Genomic DNA, 23,713 nt, shown 5'->3' on the forward strand with positions numbered 1-23,713 from the left:
ACAACCGTTCATTCCCGGTGCGTGACCCTCTGAAAGCCGAGGGCGGGGGTCTGCGGGGGACCTGTCCAAGAACGGCCGAAAACGGACGTGTATCACTCACTGATACGGGCCACCGGCCGAGATCCGGCGTCTGAGAGAATTGGTGCGTGATCTCTCGAATCGATCTGCGCGGCGCCGCCCTCCCCGAGGGTCAGGCCCTGCGCTCGCTGCTGCCCCGTGCCGACTTCGACGTCACGGCCGCCCTGGAGAAGGTGCGGCCGATCTGCGAGGACGTACATCATCGTGGCGACGCGGCGCTGATCGACTTCGCGGAGAAATTCGACGGCGTGACGCTGGAGAGCGTGCGCGTCCCGGCCGAGGCGATCGCCGACGCCCTGAAGACCCTCGACCCGGACGTCCGGGCCGCCCTGGAGGAGTCGATCCGGCGCGCCCGGATCGTGCACCGCGCCCAGCGCCGCACCACCGAGACGACGCAGGTCGTGCCCGGCGGCACCGTCACCGAGAAGTGGGTCCCGGTGGACCGGGTCGGCCTGTACGCGCCGGGCGGCCGCGCCGTCTACCCGTCCTCCGTGATCATGGACGTGGTCCCGGCGCAGGAGGCCGAGGTCCCCTCGATCGCCCTCGCCTCGCCCGCCCAGAAGGAGTTCGGCGGCCTGCCGCACCCGACGATCCTGGCCGCCTGCGCGCTGCTCGGCGTCGACGAGGTGTACGCGGCGGGCGGCGCCACCGCCGTCGCGATGTTCGCCTACGGCACCGAGTCCTGCCCGCCCGCCCCGATGGTGATGGGCCCCGGCAACATCTGGGTGGCCGCCGCCAAGCGCTACTTCACCGGCGTCATCGGCATCGACTCCGAGGCGGGCCCGACCGAGATCGTCGTCCTCGCCGACTCCACCGCCGACCCGGTGCACGTCGCCGCCGACCTGATCAGCCAGGCCGAGCACGACCCGCTCGCCGCCTCGGTCCTCGTCACCGACAGTGAGGAGCTGGCCGAGGGCGTCGTCAAGGAGCTGGCGGCCCAGGTCGCCGTCGCCAAGCACCGCGCCGAGCGCATCGAGCCCGCGCTCACCGGCAAGCAGTCCGCGATCGTCCTCGTCGACTCCCTCGACGACGGCCTCGCGGTCGTCAACGCCTACGGCGCCGAGCACCTGGAGATCCAGACCGCCGACGCCGCCGCCGTCGCCGAGAAGGTGCGCAACGCGGGCGCGGTGTTCGTCGGCCCCTGGTCCCCGGTCTCCCTCGGCGACTACGCGGCCGGGTCCAACCACGTCCTGCCCACCGGCGGCTGCGCCTGCCACTCCTCCGGCCTGTCCGTGCAGTCCTTCCTGCGCGGCATCCACGTCGTCGACTACAGCCGCGACGCCCTCGCCGAGATCACCCGGCACGTGGTGACCCTCTCCGAGGCCGAGGACCTGCCCGCGCACGGCGCCGCCCTCAAGGCCCGCTTCGGCTGGAAGGTGCCCACCGCGTGACCGGCATCGACGACCTCCCCGTACGGGACGAGCTGCGCGGCAAGTCCCCGTACGGCGCGCCCCAGCTCGACGTGCCCGTCCGGCTGAACACCAACGAGAACCCGTACCCGCTGCCCGAGCCGCTCGTCGCGCGGATCGCCGAGCGCGTCGCCGACGCCGCCCGGAACCTCAACCGCTACCCGGACCGGGACGCGGTCGAGCTCCGCACGGAGCTGGCGAAGTACCTCACCCGCACCACGGGCCACCCGGTCACCATGGAGCAGGTGTGGGCGGCCAACGGGTCCAACGAGGTGCTTCAGCAGCTGCTCCAGGCGTTCGGCGGCCCCGGCCGCACCGCCCTCGGCTTCGAGCCCTCGTACTCCATGCACCCGCTGCTCGCCCGCGGCACCAACACGGGCTGGCTCAGCGCCCCGCGCACGGCGGACTACTCGCTCGACGTGCCCGCCGCGATCGAGGCGATCAAGGCCCACACGCCGCACGTCGTCTTCATCACCAGCCCCAACAACCCGACCGGCAACGCGGTCGCGGCGGAGGACGTCCTCGCCCTGTACGAGGCGGCCGGCCGGGACGCGATGGTGATCGTCGACGAGGCGTACACCGAGTTCAGCCACGGAGAATCGCTCCTGCCGCTGATCGAGGGCCGACCGAATCTGGTGATCTCGCGCACCATGTCGAAGGCGTTCGGCGCAGCGGGGCTCCGCCTCGGCTACCTCGCCGCCGACCCGGCCGTCGTCGACGCCGTCCAGCTGGTGCGCCTGCCCTACCACCTGTCGGCCGTCAACCAGGCCACGGCGCTCGCCGCCCTGGAGTACACCGACACCCTGCTCGGCTACGTCGAGCAGCTCAAGGGCGAACGCGACCGCATCGTCGCCGAGCTGACCGGCCTCGGCTTCGACGTCACCGTCGCCGACGCCAACTTCGTCCAGTTCGGCGTCTTCGAGGACCCGCACGCCGTCTGGCGGTTCATCCTCGACCGCGGCGTCCTCATCCGTGACAACGGCGTACCGGGACGACTGCGGGTGTCCGTCGGCACCCCCCAAGAGAACGACGCGTTCCTGGACGCGGCCCGCGAAGCGACAAAGGAGTTCGGCCGATGAGCCGCGTAGGACGTGTAGAGCGCACCACCAAGGAGACCTCGGTCCTCGTCGAGATCGACCTCGACGGCACCGGCAAGGTCGACGTCGCGACCGGTGTCGGCTTCTACGACCACATGCTCGACCAGCTCGGCCGCCACGGCCTCTTCGACCTCACCGTCAAGACCGAGGGCGACCTGCACATCGACTCCCACCACACCATCGAGGACACCGCCCTCGCCCTCGGCGCCGCCTTCAAGCAGGCGCTCGGCGACAAGGTCGGCATCTACCGCTTCGGCAACTGCACCGTCCCCCTCGACGAGTCGCTCGCCCAGGTCACCGTCGACCTCTCCGGCCGCCCCTACCTCGTGCACACCGAGCCCGAGAAGATGGCGCCGATGATCGGCGAGTACGACACGACGATGACCCGGCACATCCTGGAGTCCTTCGTCGCCCAGGCGCAGATCGCCCTGCACGTCCACGTGCCCTACGGGCGCAACGCCCACCACATCGTGGAGTGCCAGTTCAAGGCCCTCGCGCGCGCCCTGCGCTACGCCAGCGAGCGCGACCCGCGCGCCGCCGGCATCCTCCCCTCGACGAAGGGCGCCCTCTAAGCCATGAACGGCCTCGCGACCGTCCTCATCCTCGTGGGCCTGTTCCTGCTCGGCGGCGTCTACTCGTTCGTCAAGCAGGGCATGGGCAAGAGCCTCATCACCCTGCTGTCCATCGGCGCGGCCATGTGCCTGATCGCCGGCGTGCTGCGGCTCGACTACTGGAACTGATCAGATGACAGTGATGACCGAGAAGAAAGTCGTCGTCTTCGACTACGGGTTCGGGAACGTCCGCTCCGCCGAGCGCGCCCTCGCCCGCGCGGGCGCCGACGTCGAGATCACCCGCGACTACGACAAGGCCATGAACGCCGACGGGCTCCTCGTCCCCGGCGTCGGCGCCTTCGCCGCCTGCATGAAGGGGCTCAAGGAGGCCCGCGGCGACTGGATCATCGGCCGCCGCCTCTCCGGGGGCCGCCCCGTCATGGGCATCTGCGTCGGCATGCAGATCCTCTTCGCCCGCGGCATCGAGCACGGCGTCGAGACCGAGGGCCTCGACGAATGGCCCGGCGCCGTCGAACCCCTCAAGGCCGACGTCGTGCCCCACATGGGCTGGAACACCGTCCGCGCGCCCGGGGACAGCCGCCTCTTCGCGGGCCTCGACGCCGACGAGCGGTACTACTTCGTGCACTCCTACGCCGTCCAGGACTGGCAGCTGGAGGTGCACAACCCGCACCTGCGCGCCCCGCAGGTCACCTGGGCCACGCACGGCGAGCCGTTCGTCGCCGCCGTGGAGAACGGCCCCCTGTGGGCCACCCAGTTCCACCCCGAGAAGTCCGGCGACGCCGGAGCCCAGCTGCTGAAGAACTGGATCGGAACCCTCTGATGGCTACCGAGCTCGAACTCCTCCCCGCCGTCGACGTCCGCGACGGCCAGGCCGTCCGCCTCGTCCACGGCGAGTCCGGCAGCGAGACCTCCTACGGCTCCCCGCTGGAGGCCGCCCTCGCCTGGCAGTCCGCGGGCGCCGAGTGGCTGCACCTCGTCGACCTCGACGCCGCGTTCGGCACCGGTGACAACCGCGCGCTGATCCGCGAGGTCGCCGAAGCCATGGACATCAAGGTCGAACTCTCCGGCGGCATCCGCGACGACGACACCCTCGCCGCCGCCCTCGCCACCGGCTGCACCCGCGTCAACCTCGGCACCGCCGCCCTGGAGACCCCCGAGTGGGTCGCCAAGGTCATCGCCGAGCACGGTGACAAGATCGCCGTCGGCCTCGACGTGCGCGGCACGACGCTGCGCGGCCGCGGCTGGACCCGCGACGGCGGCGACCTCTACGAGACCCTGGCGCGCCTCGACTCCGAGGGCTGCGCCCGCTACGTCGTCACCGACATCGCCAAGGACGGCACCCTCCAGGGCCCGAACCTGGAACTCCTGAAGAACGTGTGCGCCGTGACGGACCGTCCGGTGGTGGCCTCGGGCGGGGTCTCCTCGCTCGACGACCTGCGCGCCATCGCCGCACTCGTTCCGCTCGGCGTCGAGGGCTCCATCGTCGGCAAGGCGCTGTACGCCAAGGCGTTCACCCTGGAAGAGGCGCTCGCCGCCGTGGCGTCGTCATGAGCGAGCAGCCCGTGCGGCGGATCGGCTCCGGCGGCCCCTGGGAGGACGCCATCGGCTACTCCCGCGCCGTCGAACTGCCCAACGGCCTCGTCCTCGTCTCCGGCTGCACCTCCGTGGTCAACGGTGTCATCGACGCGGGCACCCCCTACGAGCAGGCGCTCAACGCCTTCGGGGTCGCCCTCGACGCCCTGAAGACGGTCGGCCTCGGCCGCGAGCACGTCGTCCGCACCCGCATGTACCTCACCCACGCGCGCGACGTCGACGATGTGGGCCGCGCCCACAAGGAGCTGTTCGACGAGGTCCGCCCGGCCGCGTCCATGCTCATCGTCTCCGGGTTCGTCGACCCGAGTCTGGTCGTCGAGGTCGAGGTCGAGGCGTACCGGCCCGCCGAAGCCGGGGCCGAAGCCGAAGCCGAAGCCGAAGCCGAAGCCGAGGCCGAAGCCGGAGTCGCGGGAGGGGACCGGTGAGCCTCGCCGTACGCGTCATCCCCTGCCTCGACGTCGACAACGGGCGCGTCGTCAAAGGCGTCAACTTCCAGAACCTGCGCGACGCCGGTGACCCCGTCGAGATGGCCAAGGTCTACGACGCCGAGGGCGCCGACGAACTGACCTTTCTCGACATCACCGCCTCCTCCGGCAACCGCGAGACCACCTACGACGTGGTGCGCCGCACCGCCGAACAGGTCTTCATCCCGCTCACCGTCGGCGGCGGCGTCCGCACCGCCGAGGACGTCGACAAGCTGCTGCGGGCCGGCGCCGACAAGGTCGGCGTCAACACCGCCGCCATCGCCCGGCCCGAACTGATCCGCGAGATCGCCGAGCGGTTCGGGCGGCAGGTGCTCGTCCTCTCCGTCGACGCGCGGCGCACCGAGACGGGCTCCTTCGAGGTCACGACCCACGGCGGACGCCGGTCCGCCGGGATCGACGCCGTCGAATGGGCCCACCAGGCTGCCGAACTCGGCGCCGGTGAGATTCTGCTCAACTCGATGGACGCGGACGGGACGAAGGACGGCTACGACCTCCCGATGATCGAGGCGGTTCGGCGGCACGTGTCCGTACCGGTGATCGCCTCCGGCGGGGCGGGGGCGCCGGCGCACTTCGCGCCGGCCGTCGCGGCCGGGGCGGACGCGGTGCTCGCGGCGTCGGTGTTCCACTTCGGGGATCTGCGGATCGGGGACGTCAAGTCGGCGTTGCGCTCCGCGGGGCGGCCGGTTCGATAGCGCCGCTGTCGCTAGCGCCGCTGTCGTTTCAGGTCTCGTCGCCGGGTGCGGCGTCCGTCGTGGCTGGTCGCGCGGTTCCCCGCGTGCGCGCCTCTCAGGGGCGCGGGGAACTGCGCGACCAGCCCCCACCGGGCCCGCGGACGAAATCGCGTTGCACCAACAGGCGGAACCGGTGATTTCGCCGATGCACAACCAGCGGGGCACCCCGCACCGTGGTCGCTGTCAGAAACCACGGTGGCTCCCCCCGGGACGGGGCACGCCACCCTCCCCCCGAGAGGACCGCATCCGTGCTGAAGATGCGAACCCGTCTGATCCGAACAGGCCTCGCCACCCTGCTGGCCCTCGGCGGCCTGGCCACCTCGCAGGCCGTGACCGCCCAGGCCGCCCCCACCGCCGACAACCCCTACGAGCGCGGCCCCGCCCCCAGCAACTCCAGCATCGAGGCGCTGCGCGGCCCGTACTCCGTGTCGGAGACCAGCGTGTCGTCGCTGAGCGTCTCCGGGTTCGGCGGCGGGACGATCTACTACCCGTCGTCGACGTCGGACGGCACGTTCGGGGCCGTCGCGATCTCGCCCGGCTTCACCGCCTACCAGTCGTCGATCTCCTGGCTGGGCCCGCGCCTCGCCTCGCAGGGGTTCGTCGTCTTCACCATCGACACGAACACGACGCTCGACCAGCCCGACAGTCGGGGCCGTCAACTCCTCGCCGCTCTCGACTACTTGACGCAGCAGAGTTCGGTGCGCGGCCGGATCGACTCCAGCCGGCTCGGTGTCATGGGCCACTCCATGGGCGGCGGCGGCACCCTCGAAGCCGCCAAGAGCCGGCCCTCGCTCCAGGCGGCGATCCCGCTCACCGGCTGGAACACCGACAAGACCTGGCCCGAGGTCAGCACGCCGACGCTCGTCGTGGGCGCGGACGGGGACACCGTCGCGCCCGTCGCCACGCACTCCGAGCCGTTCTACACGAGCCTGCCCAGCTCCCTCGACAAGGCGTACCTGGAGCTGCGCGGCGCCACGCACTTCACCCCGAACAGCTCCAACACCACGATCGCGAAGTACAGCATCTCGTGGCTGAAGCGGTTCATCGACAACGACACCCGCTACGAACAGTTCCTCTGCCCGCTGCCCTCCGCGAGCCTCACGATCGCCGAGTACCGGGGCACCTGCCCGCACACCTCGTAGCGTCATGAGCCTGCCGCCCTGTGCGTGAGCACAGAGTTCACCCGGCGCCGGTTGGGCCCGCTCCCAACCGGCGCTGCGGGCGCCGCGGCCCGCTCCTACGGTGACGTAAGTGACCGCGAGACATGTCCTGTTGCTGACGGCTGCCGCCTACGAGAGCGACCCGGACGGGCCGTGGGTGGACGGCGGGCTCGTGCTGCGGGCCGCCGCGCGCGCCGGACTCGGCGCCTGCGCCCTCGACGCCGCCGAACGCGCGGGCCTCGAACGCGGCCCCGACGGACGGCTGCGGCTCCCCGGCCGCCGCGCCGTGTACGAAGCGGCACGCCCCGCGGATCGCAGGGCCGCCCATCGCCTGCTGGCCGAAGCCGCACTGGGGGAGCGGCTTCGGCCGGCAGGTCTCCTGCACCGGGCGCTCGCCGCGGCCTACCCGGACAGCGCGCTCGGCACCGAACTCGCCGCCGCGGCGCGCCTGCCCGGCCCCTCCCACGGCGAGCGGGCCGCCGCCCTTGCCCACGCGGCAGCGCTCGCCGCCGACCCCGAGGTCCGCGCCGGACGGCTCGTCGCCGCCGCCGACCAGGCCCGGCTGGCCGGGCGTCCGCACCGGTCCCGTGAACTCCTGCGCCGCGTGGAGGAGTTGACTCCCACCGATGAAGTGCAGGGCAACGCCGCCCTCGTACGAGGGCTGCTCGCCCTGCGCGACGGGCCCATGGCCGACGCCCGCGCCTCCCTCCTCCTCGCCGCCCGGCTCTGCCCCGGCGAACGGGCCCTCGACGCCCGGCTCGCCGCCGCGGAGGCCGCATGGGCGCTCGGGGACGCCCGCGCCTACCAGGAAGCCGTCGCCGGGCAGCGGGACGGCGCCGCCACCGCCCGCGACTTCGGGCTCGGCATGGCCGCCGCCCTCGACGACCGGTACGCCGCCGGGCGCGTCACCCTGCGCCGGGTCATCGCCCAGGCGGCCTTCGCCGGAGCCCCCGACGCGCTGCTGCGGGCCGGGGCCGCCGCGCTCGTCGCCGGGGAGGTCGACGCCGCCTGCCGCCTCGGCAGCCGGGCCCTCGCCGCCGCCCGGGCCCTCGACGCGCGGCCCGAACTGCCCCGCGCCCTCGAACTCCTCGCCTACGGCGAACTGCGCGCCGGGCGCCACGGGCGCGCCCGCGCGCACGCCGAGGAAGGGCTCCGCGCCGCCCGCGCCACCGGGCAGCGCAACGTCCTCGCCCACCAGCACGCCATCCTCGCCCTCGTCGCCTCCCTCGACAGCGACGCCGGCACCGTCGCCCGGCACGCCTCCGCCGCGCAGGACATCGCCGCCCGGCACGGGCTCGTCCAAGCCGCCACCCTCGCGCAGTGGGCCCTCGCCCGCGCTGATCTGGCCCGGGGCCGGGCGGCCGAGGCGACGGCCCGGCTCGCGCCGCTCGTCCGGCCCGGGCCGCGGCAAGGGCACTTCGCCGTACGGATGCTCGCCGTGCCCTGTTTCGTGGAGGCGGCGGTGGCGGCGGGGGACCTGGGCGGGGCGCGGGCGGCTGTCGCCGAGTTCACCGTGTGGGCCGAGCGCGGGTACGACCCCCAGGCCGGGGCTCAGCTGGCCCGCTGCCAAGCCCTGCTGTCCTCCGGTGACCCCGTGCGCGCGGACGCCCGCTTCACCGAGGCGCTCGCCCGGCACGAGCGGGCCGGTGGGGACTTCGAGCGGGCCCGCACCGCTGAACTGCACGGGGAATGGCTGCGGCGTGCGCGTCGGCCCGCCCGGGCGCGGGTGCTGCTCCGCGACGCGCTCGTCGCCTTCGAGCGGTGCGGGGCGTCGGTCTGGGCCGCCCGTACGGCGGCGGAGTTGCGGGCCACGGGCGAAGCGCCTGCCCGTCCCGAACCCCCGGGCAGGCTGTCCGAGCTGACCCCGCAACAGCTCCGCATCGCCCACTGCGTGGCGGAGGGCGCCACCAATCGCGAGGTGGCCTCGCGTCTGTCGGTGAGCCCTCGCACGGTCGACCACCACCTCCGCAACGTCTTCGCCCAGCTGGGCGTCCGCTCCCGGGTGGAACTGGCCCGCTTGGTGGACCGGGCGGAGGGGACGCTGTGAAGATCCCGGACTGCGTTCCCGCGGAGTCCTGCGGGGGCACCCCGACACGTCCCCTCCCGTAGCCACGCGGGCGCACCGGGTGGCCCGTACGGGCGCCGGGTACGCCGGGCCGCCCAACCGGACAGAAGCGGCCGGCGCTCCACCCGGACTCGTTCGTCCTTTCACCATGTCGTTATCCCCGGGGGGCTGGAGACCGACCAGACGGTATGTCATTCTTCGGGGCCAGGGCCGCTCCGGCACGTCCTGGTGAGCTGAACCGAGGAGGACCGTGATGCCCGCGCACCTCGTACGCCCCCGCCCCCACCACCGGACCGGCACCACCCCCGCCGGAACGGACGCGATCGCCGTCCTGCGCCGCGCCGCACTGCCCCTGACGGGCCAGATCCCCGCCCTGACCGACCGGCTCACGGCCGAGCTGTACGCCAGGGAGCCCGCCTACCGCACGGCGATCGACACCGACCCCGGCGACGTACGCCGCGAGGTCCAGCGCTCCCTGCGGCACAGCGTCGCGTCGCTGCTCGACCCCGTCCGCTCCCGCGAGGCGGCCCGCGCCTGCACCGCCCGGATCGGGGCGGAGCGCGCCGCCCGCGGTCTCCCTCTCGACGCCCTGGTGCACGCCTTCCGGCTGGGCGGCGCCCTGGTTTGGCAGGCCCTGGTCGACGAGGTCACCCGGCACCATCCGCGCGACGCGCATCTCCTCGTCCACCTCGCCGCGGACGTCCGCGGCTTCGTCGACGAGCACTGCGCCTGCGTCGCCGACGCCTACCGCCGGGCGGAGCACGAACTGACCTGGCGCCGCGAGAACCGGCGCCGCCTCATGGCCGCCGCCCTCCTCGACGGAGCCACCCGTATCGCCGATCTCCCCGAGGCCGCCACCGCGCTCGGACTGCCGGAGCAGGGCCGCTACGCCGTCGTGCTCGTCGCCGGCGGCCGCCCCACGGCACCCCGCGCCACCGGCACCCGTACCGTCTGGCACCCGGGGCCGGACGCCGAGCGCGGCATCGTCGCCCTCGGCGCGTACGACGTACGGGAGCTCGCCGCCCGCTGGCGCGAGTCGACCGCCCCCGGCGACGGGGTGCGCATCGGCATCAGCTCAGCGGTGGAGGGACTGGCCGGCGTCGGTGTCGCCCGGCGCCTCGCCGAGACCGCCCTGCGGATCTGCCCGGCGGGCGGCGGCACCGTACTCCTGGACGACGAACTGCCCGCCGCACTGGTGGCCGGGGCCCCCGCGCTCGGCGCCCTCCTCGTCGACAAGGTGCTGGGCCCGTTGCGCGCCCTGCCGCCCGCGGACGGCGCCGTGCTCCTTGACACGCTCACCGCCTGGCTGGACTGCGACGGGTCGGCCCAGCGCGCCGCCGCCCGGCTCTACTGTCACCGCAACACGGTCCTGAACCGGCTGCGCCGCTGCGAGCAGCTCACCGGGCGCAGCCTGACCCGCCCGGCCGACCAGGTGGAGCTGGCCCTGGCGCTGCACGCCCACCGGCTGCGCCCGGCCGGGGGCAGCCCTAGAGCCCCAGCGCCTTCGTCTCGCTCAGCTGAGTGATCGCCGTCTTGTCGCCGTCGAGCTCGACCTTCGCCGCCTCCTGCCGGCCGAACGCGTACATCAGCAGCTCGGAGGGCTCGCCGGTCACCGTCACCACCGGTGCGCCCCGGTGCGCGACCGCCGTCTGGCCGTCGGGGCGGCGCAGGACCAGGCCGACGGGCGCCTTGCGGCCCATCACCCGGGCCATCCGCTCCAGGCGGGACCAGAGGACCTCGGCGAAGACGGGGTCGAGCTCGCGCGGCGACCAGTCGGGCTGCGCGCGCCGCACGTCCTCGGCGTGGACGTAGAACTCGACCACGTTCGCCGCCTCGTCGAGCTGTTTGAGGGCGAAGGGCGAGAAACGGGGCGGGCCCGTCCTGATGAGTTGGATCAGTTCCTCGTACGGCTTCTCCGCGAACTCGTTCTGGACCCGCTCCAGGCGGGAGGCGAGCTGCTTGACCAGGGTGCCGCCGGCCGCGTCGGGCCGGCGCTCGCGCACCACGACGTGCGCCGCGAGGTCGCGGGCGGTCCAGCCCTCGCACAGGGTGGGGGCCTCCGGGCCCGCCGCCTCCAACAGGTCGGCGAGGAGAAGACGTTCACGCTTGGCATGGGTCGACATGTCCGCAACCCTACGGCCGCCCGCACCGTCCGGACAGTGGACGCCCCGGGGGAGTCCCGCCGCGGCGCGGCACAATGGCCCCATGACCAGCGCGCCCCAGTCCAGCAGCCTCGATCCCGCCATCGCCGCCCGCCTCAAGCGCAGCGCCGACGGCCTGGTCCCCGCCATCGCCCAGCAGTACGACACCGGCGAGGTCCTGATGCTCGGCTGGATGGACGACGAGGCGCTGCACCGCACCCTGACCACGGGGCGCTGCACGTACTGGTCGCGCAGCCGGAGCGAGTACTGGGTCAAGGGGGACACCTCCGGCCACTTCCAGTACGTGAAGTCCGTCGCCCTGGACTGTGACGCCGACACCGTCCTCGTCCGGGTCGACCAGGTGGGGGCCGCCTGCCACACCGGCGCCCGTACCTGCTTCGACGCCGACCAACTGCCGGTCACGGGCCCGGTCGCGTAACACCTAAGCTCCTCCCATGGATCTCGAGACCTTCCGCAAGCTCGCGACCGACCGCCGAGTGATCCCCGTCAGCCGCAAGCTCCTCGCGGACGGCGACACGCCCGTCGGTCTCTACCGCAAGCTCGCCGCCGAGCGGCCCGGCACGTTCCTCCTGGAGTCCGCGGAGAACGGGCGCTCCTGGTCCCGCTACTCCTTCGTCGGCGTCCGCTCGGCCGCCGCCCTCACGTCCCGCGACGGGCAGGCCCACTGGCTCGGCACCCCGCCGGTCGGCGTCCCCACGGACGGCGACCCGCTCGCCGCGCTGCGCGCCACCATCGAGGCGCTGCACACCCCGCGCTACGACGGGCTCCCGCCGTTCACCGGCGGCATGGTCGGCTATCTCGGCTACGACATCGTGCGCCGCCTGGAGAAGATCGGCCCCGGTGAGCGCGACGACCTGCGGCTGCCCGAACTGACCATGCTGCTCACCAGTGATCTCGCCGTCCTCGATCACTGGGACGGTTCCGTTCTGCTCATCGCCAACGCCATCAACCACAACGACCTCGACACCGGTGTCGACGAGGCCTACGCCGACGCCGTGGCCCGTCTCGACGCCATGGAGGCCGACCTCGGCAAGGCCGCGCACACCGCCCCGGCCGCGCTCCCGCCCTCCGAACTGCCCGACTTCACCGCGCTGTGGGGCGGCGAGCAGTACCAGGAGGCCGTCGAGGACATCAAGGAGCGCATCCGGGCAGGCGAGGCCTTCCAGGTCGTGCCCTCGCAGCGGTTCGAGACGCCGTGCACCGCCAGTGCGCTCGACGTCTACCGCGTGCTCCGCGCCACCAACCCCTCGCCCTACATGTACCTGTTCCGCTTCGACGGCTTCGATGTCGTCGGGTCCTCGCCCGAGGCTCTCGTCAAGGTCGAGGACGGGCGCGCCCTGCTCCATCCCATCGCCGGGACCCGGCCGCGCGGCGCCACCCCGCAGGCCGACCAGGCGCTCGCCGACGAACTGCTCGCCGACCCCAAGGAGCGCGCCGAGCACCTCATGCTCGTCGACCTCGGGCGCAATGATCTCGGGCGGGTCTGCGAACCTGGCTCCGTCGAGGTCGTCGACTTCATGTCCATCGAGCGGTACTCGCACGTCATGCACATCGTCTCGACGGTGACGGGGCAGGTCAGCGCCGGTCGCACCGCCTTCGACGTGCTCACCGCCTGCTTCCCGGCCGGCACCCTCTCCGGCGCCCCCAAGCCCCGCGCGATGCAGATCATCGACGAGCTCGAACCCTCCCGGCGCGGCCTGTACGGCGGGTGCGTCGGCTACCTCGACTTCGCCGGGGACTCCGACACCGCCATCGCCATCCGCACCGCCCTCCTTCGCGACGGCACCGCGTACGTGCAGGCCGGGGCGGGCGTCGTCGCCGACTCCGACCCCGTCGCCGAGGACACGGAGTGCCGCAACAAGGCCGCCGCCGTCCTCCGCGCCGTCCACACCGCCAACCGCATGGGCGCCGCCGGAACCGGTGTGAAGTGACCCACGCCTCCCGCTCCCGGTACACACACAGGTGTGCGGACAGGCGATAGTGGAGTACGTGACTGCTGTACCGCACCCCCGAACCGAAGCCTCCGAGACCGCCGGGCCCAGCAAGAACGGCCGGCGCAGTCTCGGTGTTGCCCTGCTCTTCGGTGCCGCGGGCGCCGCGGTCGCGCTGCTCGCGTCCCGGCAGGAGTGGTGCTCCGGCGTCGCCGCCGTCGCGGGCGGGAAGCTGCCGCTGACCGCCAAGGGCAGCGACGTCACGGGCGTCCCCGCGGCCCTCGCCATAGTGGGCCTCGCCGCCCTGGTCGCCGTCTTCGCGGTGCGCAAGGCGGGCCGCGTCCTGGTCGCCGGCCTGCTCGCCCTGAGCGGTGCGGGCGCCGTCGCCGCCGCCCTCCTCGGCGCCGACGACAGCGCCGCCCTCGACGAGAAGGCCGCCCAGGCCTCCGGCGGCGCCACCACCGGCATCGACGCGCTCTCCCACACCGCCTGGCCCTACGTCGCGGCCGGCGGCGGCGCGCTCCTCCTCATCGCCGGGATCCTCGCCGTCGTCTACGGCGCCGCCTGGCCCTCGATGGGCGGCCGCTACGAGCGTGACGGCACCCCCCGCCCCCGTAAGCAGAAGGCGCTCGATCCGGACCGCCCCGAGGACCTGTGGAAGGCCCTGGACCGCGGCGAGGACCCGACGGGCACGGCCTGACCCCGGGTGCGGCCCGCACGCGCGCGTGCGGGAGAATGGAAGCGGAGAGTCGTGCGCCCTGCGTGCGCAGAGGCCAAAAGCAACGAGGAGCAAGCCATGGCGGACAAGAGCCACGGACACACCCCGGCCGCCTGGACCGGTGTCATCATCGCCTTCATCGGGTTCATCGTCGCCGGCACCTTCATGGTGATGGCGAACGTGGTGGGGTTCTGGGTCGGCATGGCGCTGCTGGTCCTCGCCGCGATCGTCGGCGGCATCATGAGCATGGTCGGCCTCGGCAAGCCCAAGCGCGCCGAGCTGGAGGTCGCGGGCTACGCCGCGGGCTCGCACGGCTGACCCGCCGGACACACCTGGCACTTCCGCCGCGGACAGGGGCGGGCGGCGACACGATCGCCGCCCGCCCCTTTTCCGTGCCACGCGCGCGTGGCACTCGCGCCTGCCCGCCTCCGCGTGTCGCCCGGGGGCGGAGCGCGCGACACCGGGGGACAATCCACGGGTGACCGTGCAGACGACCCGCACCGCCCGCCCCCACCCGCTGCGCCGCACCGCGGTCCCGCTGGGCGTCCTCGGCGGCGTCGCGGCGGCCTTCGCCTACGTCGGCGCCGTCGACCCGAACGAGGCGGGCCACTACCCCGCCTGTCCGCTCCTGGCCGCCACCGGCGTCTTCTGCCCCGGCTGCGGCGGTCTGCGCAGCGCCCACGCGCTCGTCCACGGCGACCTGGGCGGCGCCCTCGGCGCCAACGCCCTCGCCGTCGTCGGCTACGCCCTGTTCGCCGTGGTCTGGGCCGTATGGCTGACCCGGTCGGCGCGCGGGCGGCCCCTCGGCCTCGCCCTCACCCGCGGCCACCTGTGGACGCTCGGCGCCGTCGTCACCGTCTTCACCGTTGTCCGGAACCTGCCCCTGGGTGGCTTCCTACACCCTTGATCACCGACATTTGTCCAGGTAGTGAGAGTGCGGTCAACCGGATGCGGAGCCTCGGCCCTCCTGCGGATACCATCACAGTGACCGCTCGGTTGCTCAAAGAACCGAATTGTAGGAAAGGAAGTCCGCCCGCGTGAGTGTGCTCGACGAGATCATCGACGGAGTCCGTGCCGACCTCGCGGAACGGCAGGCCCGGGTCGGCCTCGACGAGCTCAAGGAGCGCGCGGCCAAGGCACCCGCCGCCAAGGACGGGGTCGCGGCGCTGCGCGGCGACGGCGTGAAGGTCATCTGCGAGGTCAAGCGGTCCAGCCCGTCCAAGGGCGCGCTCGCCGCGATCGCCGACCCGGCGGGGCTCGCCGCCGACTACGAGGCGGGCGGCGCCGCCGTCATCTCCGTCCTCACCGAGCAGCGGCGCTTCGGCGGCTCCCTCGCCGACCTGGAGGCCGTCCGCGCCAAGGTGGACATCCCGGTCCTGCGCAAGGACTTCATCGTCACCTCGTACCAGTTGTGGGAGGCCCGCGCGTACGGCGCCGACCTCGCCCTGCTGATCGTGGCCGCCCTGGACCAGCCCGCCCTGGAGTCCCTCATCGAGCGCGCCGAGTCCATCGGCCTCACCCCGCTCGTCGAGGCGCACGACGAGGACGAGGTGGAGCGGGCCGTCGACGCCGGGGCCAAGGTCATCGGCATCAACACCCGCAACCTCAAGGACCTGTCCGTGGACCGCGGCACCTTCGAGCGCGTCGCCCCGGACATCCCGGACCACATCGTCAAGGTCGCCGAGTCCGGTGTGCGCGGCCCGCACGACCTCATCGCGTACGCCAACGCGGGCGCGGACGCCGTCCTCGTCGGCGAGTCCCTGGTGACCGGCCGCGACCCGCGCTCCGCCGTCTCCGACCTCGTCGCCGCGGGCGCCCACCCGGCCCTGCGCCACGGACGGGGCTGACCCCACCCCATGCCCATCGCCGCCCGCCTCGCACCCGGCTGCCGCCCCCGCGGCTGCCGGGCGCCTGCGCGGCGCGTTCATGGTCGCCGGGTGCGGTACGTCATCGGGGATGAGCCGGGCCAGGTGAACGGGATGCGATGGCAAAGCGCCCCGCCAGGGGCGCGGAAAGCGGCGCGAGCGGCCACGACGTCACGTCGGCCGGACGATTCGTCTGCCTACTACGGCGCGTAGCCGTCCTCACCTCGGTGGGGCTTGCTCGCGCAGTTCCCCGCGCCCCTGGCGGGGGCGGTCGTATCCCATGATCACCCTGTCACGCCACGTGAGGTAGAGGCATGTCCAGCGAGTACTTCCACCCAGACCCGGACGGTCAAGTCCCCAGCGCCGAAGGGTACTTCGGCGCGTTCGGCGGCAAGTTCATCCCGGAGGCGCTCGTCGCCGCCGTGGACGAGGTCGCCGTCGAGTACGACAAGGCCAAGAACGACCCCGAGTTCGCCCGTGAGCTCGACGACCTGATGGTCCACTACACCGGCCGCCCGAGCAGCCTCACCGAGGTGCCCCGGTTCGCCGAGCACGCCGGAGGCGCCCGCGTCTTCCTCAAGCGCGAGGACCTGAACCACACCGGCTCCCACAAGATCAACAACGTGCTCGGCCAGGCGCTGCTCACCAAGCGCATGGGCAAGACCCGCGTCATCGCCGAGACCGGCGCGGGCCAGCACGGCGTGGCGACGGCCACCGCCTGCGCCCTGTTCGGCCTCGAATGCACCATCTACATGGGCGAGATCGACACCCAGCGCCAGGCCCTCAACGTGGCCCGGATGCGGATGCTCGGCGCCGAGGTCATCGCCGTGAAGTCCGGCAGCCGCACCCTGAAGGACGCCATCAACGAGGCGTTCCGCGACTGGGTCGCCAACGTCGACCGCACGCACTACCTCTTCGGCACGGTCGCGGGCCCGCACCCGTTCCCGGCGATGGTCCGCGACTTCCACCGCGTCATCGGCGTCGAGGCCCGGCGGCAGATCCTGGAGCGCGCGGGGCGCCTGCCCGACGCCGCCATCGCCTGCGTCGGCGGCGGCTCCAACGCCATCGGCCTCTTCCACGCCTTCGTCCCGGACACCGGCGTCCGCCTCATCGGCTGCGAGCCCGCAGGACACGGCATCGAGACCGGCGAGCACGCGGCCACCCTCAGCGCCGGCGAACCCGGCATCCTGCACGGCTCCCGCTCCTACGTCCTGCAGGACGAGGAGGGCCAGATCACCGAGCCGTACTCGATCTCGGCAGGACTCGACTACCCGGGCATCGGCCCCGAGCACGCCTACCTCAAGGACAGCGGGCGCGGCGAGTACCGCGCCGTCACCGACGACGCGGCGATGCAGGCGCTGCGCCTCCTCTCGCGCACCGAGGGCATCATCCCGGCCATCGAGTCCGCGCACGCCCTCGCCGGGGCGCTCGAGGTCGGCAAGGAGCTGGGCCCGGACGGGCTCATCGTCGTCAACCTCTCCGGGCGCGGTGACAAGGACATGGACACCGCCGCCCGTTACTTCGGCCTCTACGACGAGGGTGCCGACGCCGAAGTCGCGGCCGACGCCGCCGACACCGCCGAGATCGAGGGGGACGCCAAGTGAGCGGGAACGTTCGACTTCTCAACGACACCCTGGCGGGCGCGAAGGCCGAGGGCCGCGCCGCCCTCATCGCCTACCTGCCCGCCGGGTTCCCGACGGTCGACGGCGGCATCGCGGCGATCAAGGCCGTCTTCGACGGCGGCGCCGACGTCGTCGAGGTGGGCCTGCCCCACTCCGACCCGGTGCTCGACGGTCCGGTCATCCAGACCGCCGACGACATCGCGCTGCGCGGCGGCCTGAAGATCAAGGACGTCATGCGGACGGTCCGCGAGGCCCACGAGGCCACCGGAAAGCCGGTCCTCGTCATGACCTACTGGAACCCCATCGACCGCTACGGCATCGAGCGGTTCACCGCCGAACTCGCCGAGGCGGGCGGCGCCGGCTGCATCCTGCCCGACCTGCCGGTGCAGGAGTCGGCGACCTGGCGCGAGCACGCGGAGAAGCACGGCCTCGCCACCGTCTTCGTCGTCGCGCCCAGCAGCAAGGACGAGCGCCTCGCCACCATCACGGCCGCCGGTTCCGGCTTCGTCTACGCCGCCTCGCTCATGGGCGTCACCGGCACCCGCGAGTCCGTCGGCAACCAGGCCCAGGACCTCGTACGCCGCACCAAGGCCACCACGGACCTGCCGGTCTGCGTCGGCCTCGGCGTCTCCAACGCCAAGCAGGCGAAGGAGGTCGCCTCCTTCGCCGACGGCGTCATCGTCGGCTCCGCGTTCGTGAAGCGGCTGCTCGACGCCGAGACCGCCGGCGACACGGCGTCCGGGCTGAAGGGCGTCCGGGACCTCGCCGCGGACCTCGCGGCGGGCGTTCGGGGCAACGCGTAGCCAAGTCACCCATTTGGGTGGAAGTGGGTCGGGGAGGCACGCTCGTGCCTCCCCGGTTCGTTGGCGCAGGTGTGAGCGAGAAGAACCGTGAGGGAAAGCGCGCGGCCCGGGACCGGCTGGCCGAGGAGCGCGAGAAGCAGAGGGTCACCGAGAAGCGGCGCCGCACACTGATCGTGTCCGCGGCCGTCGTCTGCGTGCTCGGTCTGGCCGCCGTGATCGGCGTCGTGGCCGCCAATTCCGGGGGCGACAGTTCCAAGGACGCGTCGGGCTCGGCCGCTCCACCGAAGGGCGCCGCGGGCAAGGACGGCCTGGCCGTCCCGGTGGGCAAGGACAGCGCCAAGTCGACGCTCACGGTGTGGGAGGACTTCCGCTGCCCCGCCTGCAAGTCCTTCGAGGACGGATTCCGTTCCACCATCAATGAGCTGACCGACGCCGGACAGCTGAAGGCCGAGTACCACACGGTCACGCTCATCGACTCGAACATGGGCGGCAGCGGCTCCCTGCGCGCGGGGAACGCGGCGGCGTGCGCGCAGGACGCGGGCAAGTTCACCGCGTACCACGACGTGCTGTTCGAGAATCAGCCGAAGGAGACCGACGACACCTTCTCCGACAACGGCAAGCTGATCGACCTGGCCGGCAAGGTCGACGGCCTGGTTACGGACTCCTTCAAGTCCTGTGTGAACGACGGCAAGCACGACGGCTGGATCACCAAGTCCTACAAGGCGTTCCAGGACGCCGGCCACAAGGGCACGCCGACGGTGCTGCTCGACGGCAAGAACCTCATGGACGACCAGTCCATGACCCCGGCCAAGCTGAAGAAGACGGTCGAGGACGCGAACAAGTAGCCGCTGTCCCCGCACCCCCTTGTTATGGAGCCGTAGCCGGGCTGGCGGACGTGTCCCCGGCCCGGCACGGTAGCGTCGACCCTGCCATGGAACTTGCCTACATCCCCAGTCCGTCGCAGGGCGTGGTCCACCTCGGGCCCATCCCGCTGCGCGGCTACGCGTTCTGCATCATCATCGGCGTCTTCGTGGCCGTCTGGCTCGGCAACAAGCGCTGGGTCGCCCGCGGTGGGCAGCCCGGCACGGTCGCCGACATCGCGGTCTGGGCAGTGCCGTTCGGCCTGGTCGGCGGGCGCCTCTACCACGTGATCACGGACTACGAGCTGTACTTCAGCGAGGGCCGTGACTGGGTCGACGCCTTCAAGATCTGGGAGGGCGGCCTCGGCATCTGGGGCGCCATCGCGCTCGGCGCGGTCGGCGCCTGGATCGGCTGCCGCCGCCGTGGCATCCCGCTCCCCGCCTGGGCCGACGCCCTCGCCCCCGGCATCGCCCTCGCCCAGGCCATCGGCCGCTGGGGCAACTGGTTCAACCAGGAGCTGTACGGGCGCCAGACCGATCTGCCGTGGGCCCTGAAGATCACCTCGAACACGGACGGACGGGTGCCCGGCACCTACCACCCGACGTTCCTGTACGAGTCGCTGTGGTGCATCGGCGTCGCCCTCCTCGTCATCTGGGCCGACCGGAAGTTCAAGCTCGGCCACGGGCGGGCGTTCGCCCTGTACGTCGCGTCGTACTGCGCGGGGCGCTTCTGGATCGAGTACATGCGCGTCGACGACGCCCACCACATCCTCGGGCTGCGGCTGAACAACTGGACGGCGCTCGTCGTCTTCCTGCTCGCCGTGGTCTACCTGGTCGTCTCGGCGAAGAAGCGGCCGGGGCGCGAGGAGATCGTCGAGCCGAACGCCACCGACGCGAAGCCGGACGCCTCCGGCGGGGAGCCGGACGACGAGGCCGAGGAGAAAGACCCGGCCGACGCGAAGGTCACGGCTGAGAAGAAGGACCCGGCCGGGAAGACAGACCTGGCTGAGAAGCAGGACGCGGCCGCGGAGAAGGACACCGCTGACGCCGACAAGAGCTGACGGCCTCTGCTGTACGTCGACGAGGGCGCCGGACCTGAGGGTCCGGCGCCCTCTCGCGTGGGCTCCGTCAGACGCCGGAGCGGCTCCGGTCGCGGTCGGCGAGGGCGAGGACCCGTTCCGCGCCCGCCACCACCGCCGCGTCCACGAACCGCCCGTCCGGCAGCGCCAGCGCCCCCGCGTCGGTGGTCGCGGCCTGGACGATCTCCCGGGCCGCCGCCACCTCCGCCGCCGTCGGACGGAACGCCTCCTCGATCACCGGGAGCTGGCGCGGGTGGATCGCCGTACGGCCGAAGAAGCCGAGCGCGCGGCCCTCGGCGCAGGAACGGGCCAGGCCCTCCGTGTCGCGGACGTCCGGGTACACCGACTGGGGCGGCGGCGGCAGCTGCGCCGCGCGGGCGGCGACCACGGTCCGGCCGCGCACCCATGCGAGGCCGCGCGCGTCCGCGACGCCGAGGTCGGCGCGGAGGTCGGCCTCACCGAGCGCGATGCCGCGCACGGCGGGGTGGGACGCGATGTCGTAGGCGTGCTCGACGCCCAGCGCGGACTCGAGAAGGGCGTACAGGGGCGGGGCGGCGGTGCCCGCCCATTCGGTGACCCCGGTCAGGTCCGCCCGGTCGTGCACCTTCGGCAGGCGCAGCGCGTCCAGGCCGGGGAGCGGGGCGAGGCGGCGCACCTCCCGCTCCGCCAGGGGGCCGTCCAGGGCGTTCACGCGGACGTGCACGGGCAGCGGCGGGCGGTCGGTGAGCAGCTCCGCCGTCGCGTCGAGCGCATACGCCTTGCGGTCGGGGGCGACGGCGTCCTCCAGATCGACGAGGACCACGTCGGCGGAGGAGCGCAGGGCCTTCGCGACCACGTCGGGGCGGTCGCCGGGGACGTACAACCACGTCAGGTACAGGCTGCTCATACCGCACCAGCCTCCCTCAGGGCCGCGATCTCCGCCTCCGACAGGCCGAGGCCGCCGAGCACCTCGTCGGTGTCCGCGCCGTGCGGGCGGCCCGTCCACTTGATCGCGCCCGGCGTCTCGGACAGGCGGAAGAGCACGTTCTGCATCTTCACCGTGCCTAGGTCGTCGTCGGGGAGTTCCGTGATCGAGTTCAGGGCCCGGTACTGCGGGTCCTGGAGGACGTCGCGGATGTCGTAGACCGGGGCGATCGCCGCCTGCGCCTCCTCGAACGCGGCGACCACCTCGTCCCGGGTATGGGCCGCGATCCAGCCGCCGACCGCCGCGTCCAGGTCGTCCGCGTGCCCGGCCCGGCCGGAGCCCGTCGCGAACCAGTCCTCCTCGATGAACTCAGGCCGCCCCACCAGGCGCAGCACGCGCTCCGCGATCGACTGCGCCGACGTCGACACCGCGACCCACTTGTCGTCGCTCGTGCGGTACGTGTTGCGCGGCGCGTTGTTCGTCGAGCGGTTGCCGGTGCGCGGCTGGACGTAGCCGAGCTGGTCGTACCAGGTGGCCTGCGGGCCGAGGATCGCCAGCATCGGCTCGATGATCGCCATGTCGACGACCTGGCCGCGGCCCGTCGCGTCCCGGGCGCGCAGCGCCGCCATCACCGCGTACGACGTCGCGAGCGCGGCGATCGAGTCGGCCAGGCCGAACGGGGGGAGCGTCGGCGGTCCGTCCGGCTGGCCCGTGATCGCCGCGAAGCCGCTCATCGCCTCCGCGAGCGTGCCGAACCCCGGGCGGCGGGCGTACGGGCCGAACTGGCCGAAGCCCGTCACGCGGGCCAGGACCAGGCCCGGGTTGGCGGCGCTCAGCTCGTCCCAGCCGAGGCCCCACTTCTCCAGGGTGCCGGGGCGGAAGTTCTCGATGGCGACGTCCGACTCCGCCACCAGCCTGAGGAGGATCTCGCGGCCCTCGGGGGAGGAGAGGTCCAGGGTCAGGTTCTTCTTGTTGCGGCCCAGGTGCTTCCACCACAGGCCGACGCCGTCCTTCGACGGGCCGTGGCCGCGCGACGGGTCCGGTCTGCGCGGGTGCTCGATCTTGACGACCTCGGCGCCGAAGTCCCCGAGCATCGTGGCGCACAGGGGACCGGCGAAGAGGGTGGCCAGGTCGAGGACGCGCAGGCCCTTCAACGGGCCCGCGCCGTCCTGTGGTTCGGGTGCGTGGGGAGTGTGCGTGTTCATGCCGTGGCCTCCTGCGTCAGCCTGGCCAGTTCGTCGAAGCCGATGCCGTCGAACGCGGCGACCGTGGTCGCCAGACGGTTCTTCAGCGGTGCCGTCCACCGCTCGCCGAGCGCCGCGGGACCACCCGCGAGCAGGCCCGCGATCGAACCCGCCGTCGCCCCGTTGGAGTCCGTGTCCCAGCCGCCCGACACCGCGCGGCAGATCGAGCCCGCGAAGTCGCCGTCGGCGTGGGTGAGGGCGGCGGCGAGGAGGGCCGCGTTGGGGAGGACGTGGACCCAGTGGTGGGTGTCGGCGTAGGTGGCGTGCAGAGCGTCGACGACCGTGTCGAAGCTCTGGTCCCCGTGGCCGAGCGCCAGCTCCGTGCCCAGCCTGATGGCCTGTGCGTAGCGGCTGGCCGGCGGGATGACCTGCAGGCCCGTACGGAGCGCCTCGTGGACGTTCGGCGTGCCCGTGGCCGCCGAGGCGATGACCGCCGCCGTGAACATCTCCCCGTAGACGCCGTTCGCCGTGTGGGTCAGGACCGCGTCACGGTGGGCCTGCTCGGCCGCGCGGCCCGGGTCGCCCGGGTTCGTCCAGCCGAAGACGTCCGCGCGGATCTGAGCCCCGATCCACTCGCGGAAAGGATTGCGGTACGCGGCGGTCGCGGGGGGCTCGACGCCGTCCAGGAGGTTGCGGTACGCCACCCGCTCCGCGGTGAACGTGCGGCCCGCCGGAAGCTCGTCCAGCCACAGCCCCGCCACGTCGGCGGTGGTGAAGTCCGGGCCGTGGCGCCGGAGGAGGAGCAGGGCCAGCAGCGGGTAGTTGAGGTCGTCGTCCTCCGGCATCCCGTCGATGTTCTCGGCGAGCGAGGTGGGCGCGCTATGACGGTTCCAGGGGTACGCGGCGGCGGTCTCCGGGTCCAGGCCGATCTCCGTGAACCACGTGCTGAGCGGCCAGTTGCCGGTCGACCGGGCGAGAGCGCGGACGCCCGCCAGCGGCAGCTTCTCCACCGGTTTGCCCAGCAGGCAGCCGGCCGCCCGGCCCAGCCATGCCGCGTGCAGCGCGTCGTACGAGGCGGGGGTCCGGGTGGGCGCCGGGCAGTCCGGCCGGCCCGGCCAGTCCGGGCAGACCGCCTTGATCGCCGGGAGGTCGGTGGGCTCGGCGGCGGCCAGGGGGGACGGCAGCGCGGCGAGTTCGTCGAGCAGCGCCCCGGCCAGGGCGCGCAGCGCCGGGTCGCCGGGCGGCGGTGAGGCGCCCGCCCTGGCCGGGGCCAGGTGGCCGCCCGCCTTCAGCCAGCGCCGCTCGATCCGCGCCGCGTCCCTGCCGTCCTGCGCCGCCTGGCGCAGTTCGTGGCCCAGCAGATCCTCGGGCTGTACCCAGGTCAGACGGAGCATC

26 protein-coding genes are annotated in these 23,713 nt (G+C 73.1%); 22 read left to right on the plus strand and 4 right to left on the minus strand.

Features of this window, described 5'->3' with window-relative positions:
• Window positions 1–146: 146 nt before the first annotated feature.
• The 11 genes from hisD (at window position 147) to C1N81_RS32760 (ending at window position 10,715) form a co-directional block, all read left to right on the plus strand.
• Window positions 147–1,469 carry a histidinol dehydrogenase gene (hisD, locus tag C1N81_RS32710; protein ID WP_394434914.1) on the plus strand — a complete coding sequence of 441 codons (1,323 nt, stop codon included), beginning with the start codon at window positions 147–149 and terminating at the stop codon, window positions 1,467–1,469.
• A complete protein-coding gene (locus C1N81_RS32715; RefSeq protein WP_394434915.1) occupies window positions 1,466–2,566 on the plus strand; it encodes a histidinol-phosphate transaminase in 1,101 nt (366 codons plus the stop codon). The genes hisD and C1N81_RS32715 overlap by 4 nt, the downstream gene beginning before the upstream one ends.
• Window positions 2,563–3,156, plus strand: coding sequence for an imidazoleglycerol-phosphate dehydratase HisB (gene hisB, locus C1N81_RS32720; RefSeq protein ID WP_394434916.1), 594 nt, complete (start codon window positions 2,563–2,565; stop codon window positions 3,154–3,156). Before C1N81_RS32715 ends, hisB begins: the two co-directional genes overlap by 4 nt.
• 3 nt (window positions 3,157–3,159) lie before the next feature.
• The gene (locus C1N81_RS32725) at window positions 3,160–3,324 is read left to right on the plus strand and encodes a hypothetical protein (protein WP_361074999.1); all 165 of its coding nucleotides are present in this window, start codon (window positions 3,160–3,162) and stop codon (window positions 3,322–3,324) included.
• 4 nt (window positions 3,325–3,328) lie between these two features.
• Entirely contained in the window at window positions 3,329–3,976 is a 648-nt protein-coding gene (hisH, locus tag C1N81_RS32730; RefSeq protein WP_394434917.1) for an imidazole glycerol phosphate synthase subunit HisH, read from the plus strand.
• Window positions 3,976–4,707: a bifunctional 1-(5-phosphoribosyl)-5-((5-phosphoribosylamino)methylideneamino)imidazole-4-carboxamide isomerase/phosphoribosylanthranilate isomerase PriA gene (priA, locus tag C1N81_RS32735; protein ID WP_394434918.1), complete on the plus strand. Its 732-nt coding sequence runs from the start codon at window positions 3,976–3,978 to the stop codon at window positions 4,705–4,707. Before hisH ends, priA begins: the two co-directional genes overlap by 1 nt.
• Window positions 4,704–5,174 carry a RidA family protein gene (locus C1N81_RS32740; protein WP_394434919.1) on the plus strand — a complete coding sequence of 157 codons (471 nt, stop codon included), beginning with the start codon at window positions 4,704–4,706 and terminating at the stop codon, window positions 5,172–5,174. Before priA ends, C1N81_RS32740 begins: the two co-directional genes overlap by 4 nt.
• Window positions 5,171–5,926 carry an imidazole glycerol phosphate synthase subunit HisF gene (hisF, locus tag C1N81_RS32745; RefSeq protein WP_394434920.1) on the plus strand — a complete coding sequence of 252 codons (756 nt, stop codon included), beginning with the start codon at window positions 5,171–5,173 and terminating at the stop codon, window positions 5,924–5,926. The genes C1N81_RS32740 and hisF overlap by 4 nt, the downstream gene beginning before the upstream one ends.
• Before the next feature lie 296 nt (window positions 5,927–6,222).
• Window positions 6,223–7,107, plus strand: a complete 885-nt coding sequence (locus tag C1N81_RS32750) for a bis(hydroxyethyl) terephthalate hydrolase (RefSeq protein ID WP_394438378.1) — start codon at window positions 6,223–6,225, stop codon at window positions 7,105–7,107.
• A gap of 109 nt (window positions 7,108–7,216) precedes the next feature.
• Window positions 7,217–9,172, plus strand: coding sequence for a LuxR C-terminal-related transcriptional regulator (locus C1N81_RS32755; protein ID WP_394434921.1), 1,956 nt, complete (start codon window positions 7,217–7,219; stop codon window positions 9,170–9,172).
• A 271-nt stretch (window positions 9,173–9,443) separates the two neighbouring features.
• Window positions 9,444–10,715: a PucR family transcriptional regulator gene (locus tag C1N81_RS32760; RefSeq protein ID WP_394434922.1), complete on the plus strand. Its 1,272-nt coding sequence runs from the start codon at window positions 9,444–9,446 to the stop codon at window positions 10,713–10,715.
• Here C1N81_RS32760 and C1N81_RS32765 read toward each other — a convergent pair.
• Window positions 10,678–11,313 (minus strand): TIGR03085 family metal-binding protein, encoded by a 636-nt coding sequence (locus C1N81_RS32765; protein ID WP_394434923.1) that lies wholly within the window; start codon window positions 11,311–11,313, stop codon window positions 10,678–10,680. The two genes, C1N81_RS32760 and C1N81_RS32765, sit on opposite strands and share 38 nt — an antisense overlap.
• Before the next feature lie 82 nt (window positions 11,314–11,395).
• On the opposite strand from C1N81_RS32765, the gene hisI reads away from it, so the two are divergent.
• From hisI to lgt, 11 genes are all read left to right on the plus strand, one after another.
• A complete protein-coding gene (hisI, locus tag C1N81_RS32770) occupies window positions 11,396–11,770 on the plus strand; it encodes a phosphoribosyl-AMP cyclohydrolase (protein ID WP_394434924.1) in 375 nt (124 codons plus the stop codon).
• Between the two features lie 16 nt (window positions 11,771–11,786).
• Window positions 11,787–13,283, plus strand: a complete 1,497-nt coding sequence (locus C1N81_RS32775) for an anthranilate synthase component I (RefSeq protein WP_394434925.1) — start codon at window positions 11,787–11,789, stop codon at window positions 13,281–13,283.
• A gap of 49 nt (window positions 13,284–13,332) precedes the next feature.
• Entirely contained in the window at window positions 13,333–13,983 is a 651-nt protein-coding gene (locus C1N81_RS32780; protein ID WP_394434926.1) for a TIGR02234 family membrane protein, read from the plus strand.
• 96 nt (window positions 13,984–14,079) lie between these two features.
• Window positions 14,080–14,319, plus strand: coding sequence for an HGxxPAAW family protein (locus C1N81_RS32785; protein ID WP_394434927.1), 240 nt, complete (start codon window positions 14,080–14,082; stop codon window positions 14,317–14,319).
• A gap of 160 nt (window positions 14,320–14,479) precedes the next feature.
• On the plus strand, window positions 14,480–14,908 hold the full coding sequence (locus tag C1N81_RS32790) for a DUF2752 domain-containing protein (protein WP_394434928.1): 429 nt from the start codon (window positions 14,480–14,482) through the stop codon (window positions 14,906–14,908).
• A gap of 130 nt (window positions 14,909–15,038) precedes the next feature.
• Window positions 15,039–15,848 (plus strand): indole-3-glycerol phosphate synthase TrpC, encoded by an 810-nt coding sequence (trpC, locus tag C1N81_RS32795; RefSeq protein ID WP_394434929.1) that lies wholly within the window; start codon window positions 15,039–15,041, stop codon window positions 15,846–15,848.
• Between the two features lie 9 nt (window positions 15,849–15,857).
• A complete protein-coding gene (gene trpM / locus C1N81_RS32800) occupies window positions 15,858–16,079 on the plus strand; it encodes a tryptophan biosynthesis modulator TrpM (RefSeq protein WP_394434930.1) in 222 nt (73 codons plus the stop codon).
• Between the two features lie 101 nt (window positions 16,080–16,180).
• Window positions 16,181–17,470: a tryptophan synthase subunit beta gene (trpB, locus tag C1N81_RS32805; protein ID WP_394434931.1), complete on the plus strand. Its 1,290-nt coding sequence runs from the start codon at window positions 16,181–16,183 to the stop codon at window positions 17,468–17,470.
• Window positions 17,467–18,291: a tryptophan synthase subunit alpha gene (trpA, locus tag C1N81_RS32810; protein WP_394434932.1), complete on the plus strand. Its 825-nt coding sequence runs from the start codon at window positions 17,467–17,469 to the stop codon at window positions 18,289–18,291. The genes trpB and trpA overlap by 4 nt, the downstream gene beginning before the upstream one ends.
• A gap of 71 nt (window positions 18,292–18,362) precedes the next feature.
• Window positions 18,363–19,136 (plus strand): DsbA family protein, encoded by a 774-nt coding sequence (locus tag C1N81_RS32815; protein WP_394434933.1) that lies wholly within the window; start codon window positions 18,363–18,365, stop codon window positions 19,134–19,136.
• A gap of 86 nt (window positions 19,137–19,222) precedes the next feature.
• Window positions 19,223–20,212 (plus strand): prolipoprotein diacylglyceryl transferase, encoded by a 990-nt coding sequence (gene lgt, locus C1N81_RS32820; protein ID WP_394434934.1) that lies wholly within the window; start codon window positions 19,223–19,225, stop codon window positions 20,210–20,212.
• 67 nt (window positions 20,213–20,279) lie between these two features.
• On the opposite strand, the gene C1N81_RS32825 is transcribed toward lgt, so the two are convergent.
• The 3 genes from C1N81_RS32825 to C1N81_RS32835 are packed head-to-tail and all read right to left on the minus strand — an operon-like array spanning window position 20,280 to window position 23,712.
• Window positions 20,280–21,116: an HpcH/HpaI aldolase/citrate lyase family protein gene (locus tag C1N81_RS32825; RefSeq protein WP_394434935.1), complete on the minus strand. Its 837-nt coding sequence runs from the start codon at window positions 21,114–21,116 to the stop codon at window positions 20,280–20,282.
• Entirely contained in the window at window positions 21,113–22,339 is a 1,227-nt protein-coding gene (locus C1N81_RS32830) for a CaiB/BaiF CoA transferase family protein (protein WP_394434936.1), read from the minus strand. The genes C1N81_RS32825 and C1N81_RS32830 overlap by 4 nt, the downstream gene beginning before the upstream one ends.
• Window positions 22,336–23,712 (minus strand): ADP-ribosylglycohydrolase family protein, encoded by a 1,377-nt coding sequence (locus C1N81_RS32835; RefSeq protein WP_394434937.1) that lies wholly within the window; start codon window positions 23,710–23,712, stop codon window positions 22,336–22,338. Before C1N81_RS32835 ends, C1N81_RS32830 begins: the two co-directional genes overlap by 4 nt.
• Window position 23,713: the final 1 nt, after the last annotated feature.

The sequence above is a fragment of the Streptomyces sp. SGAir0957 genome (genome assembly GCF_043523415.1).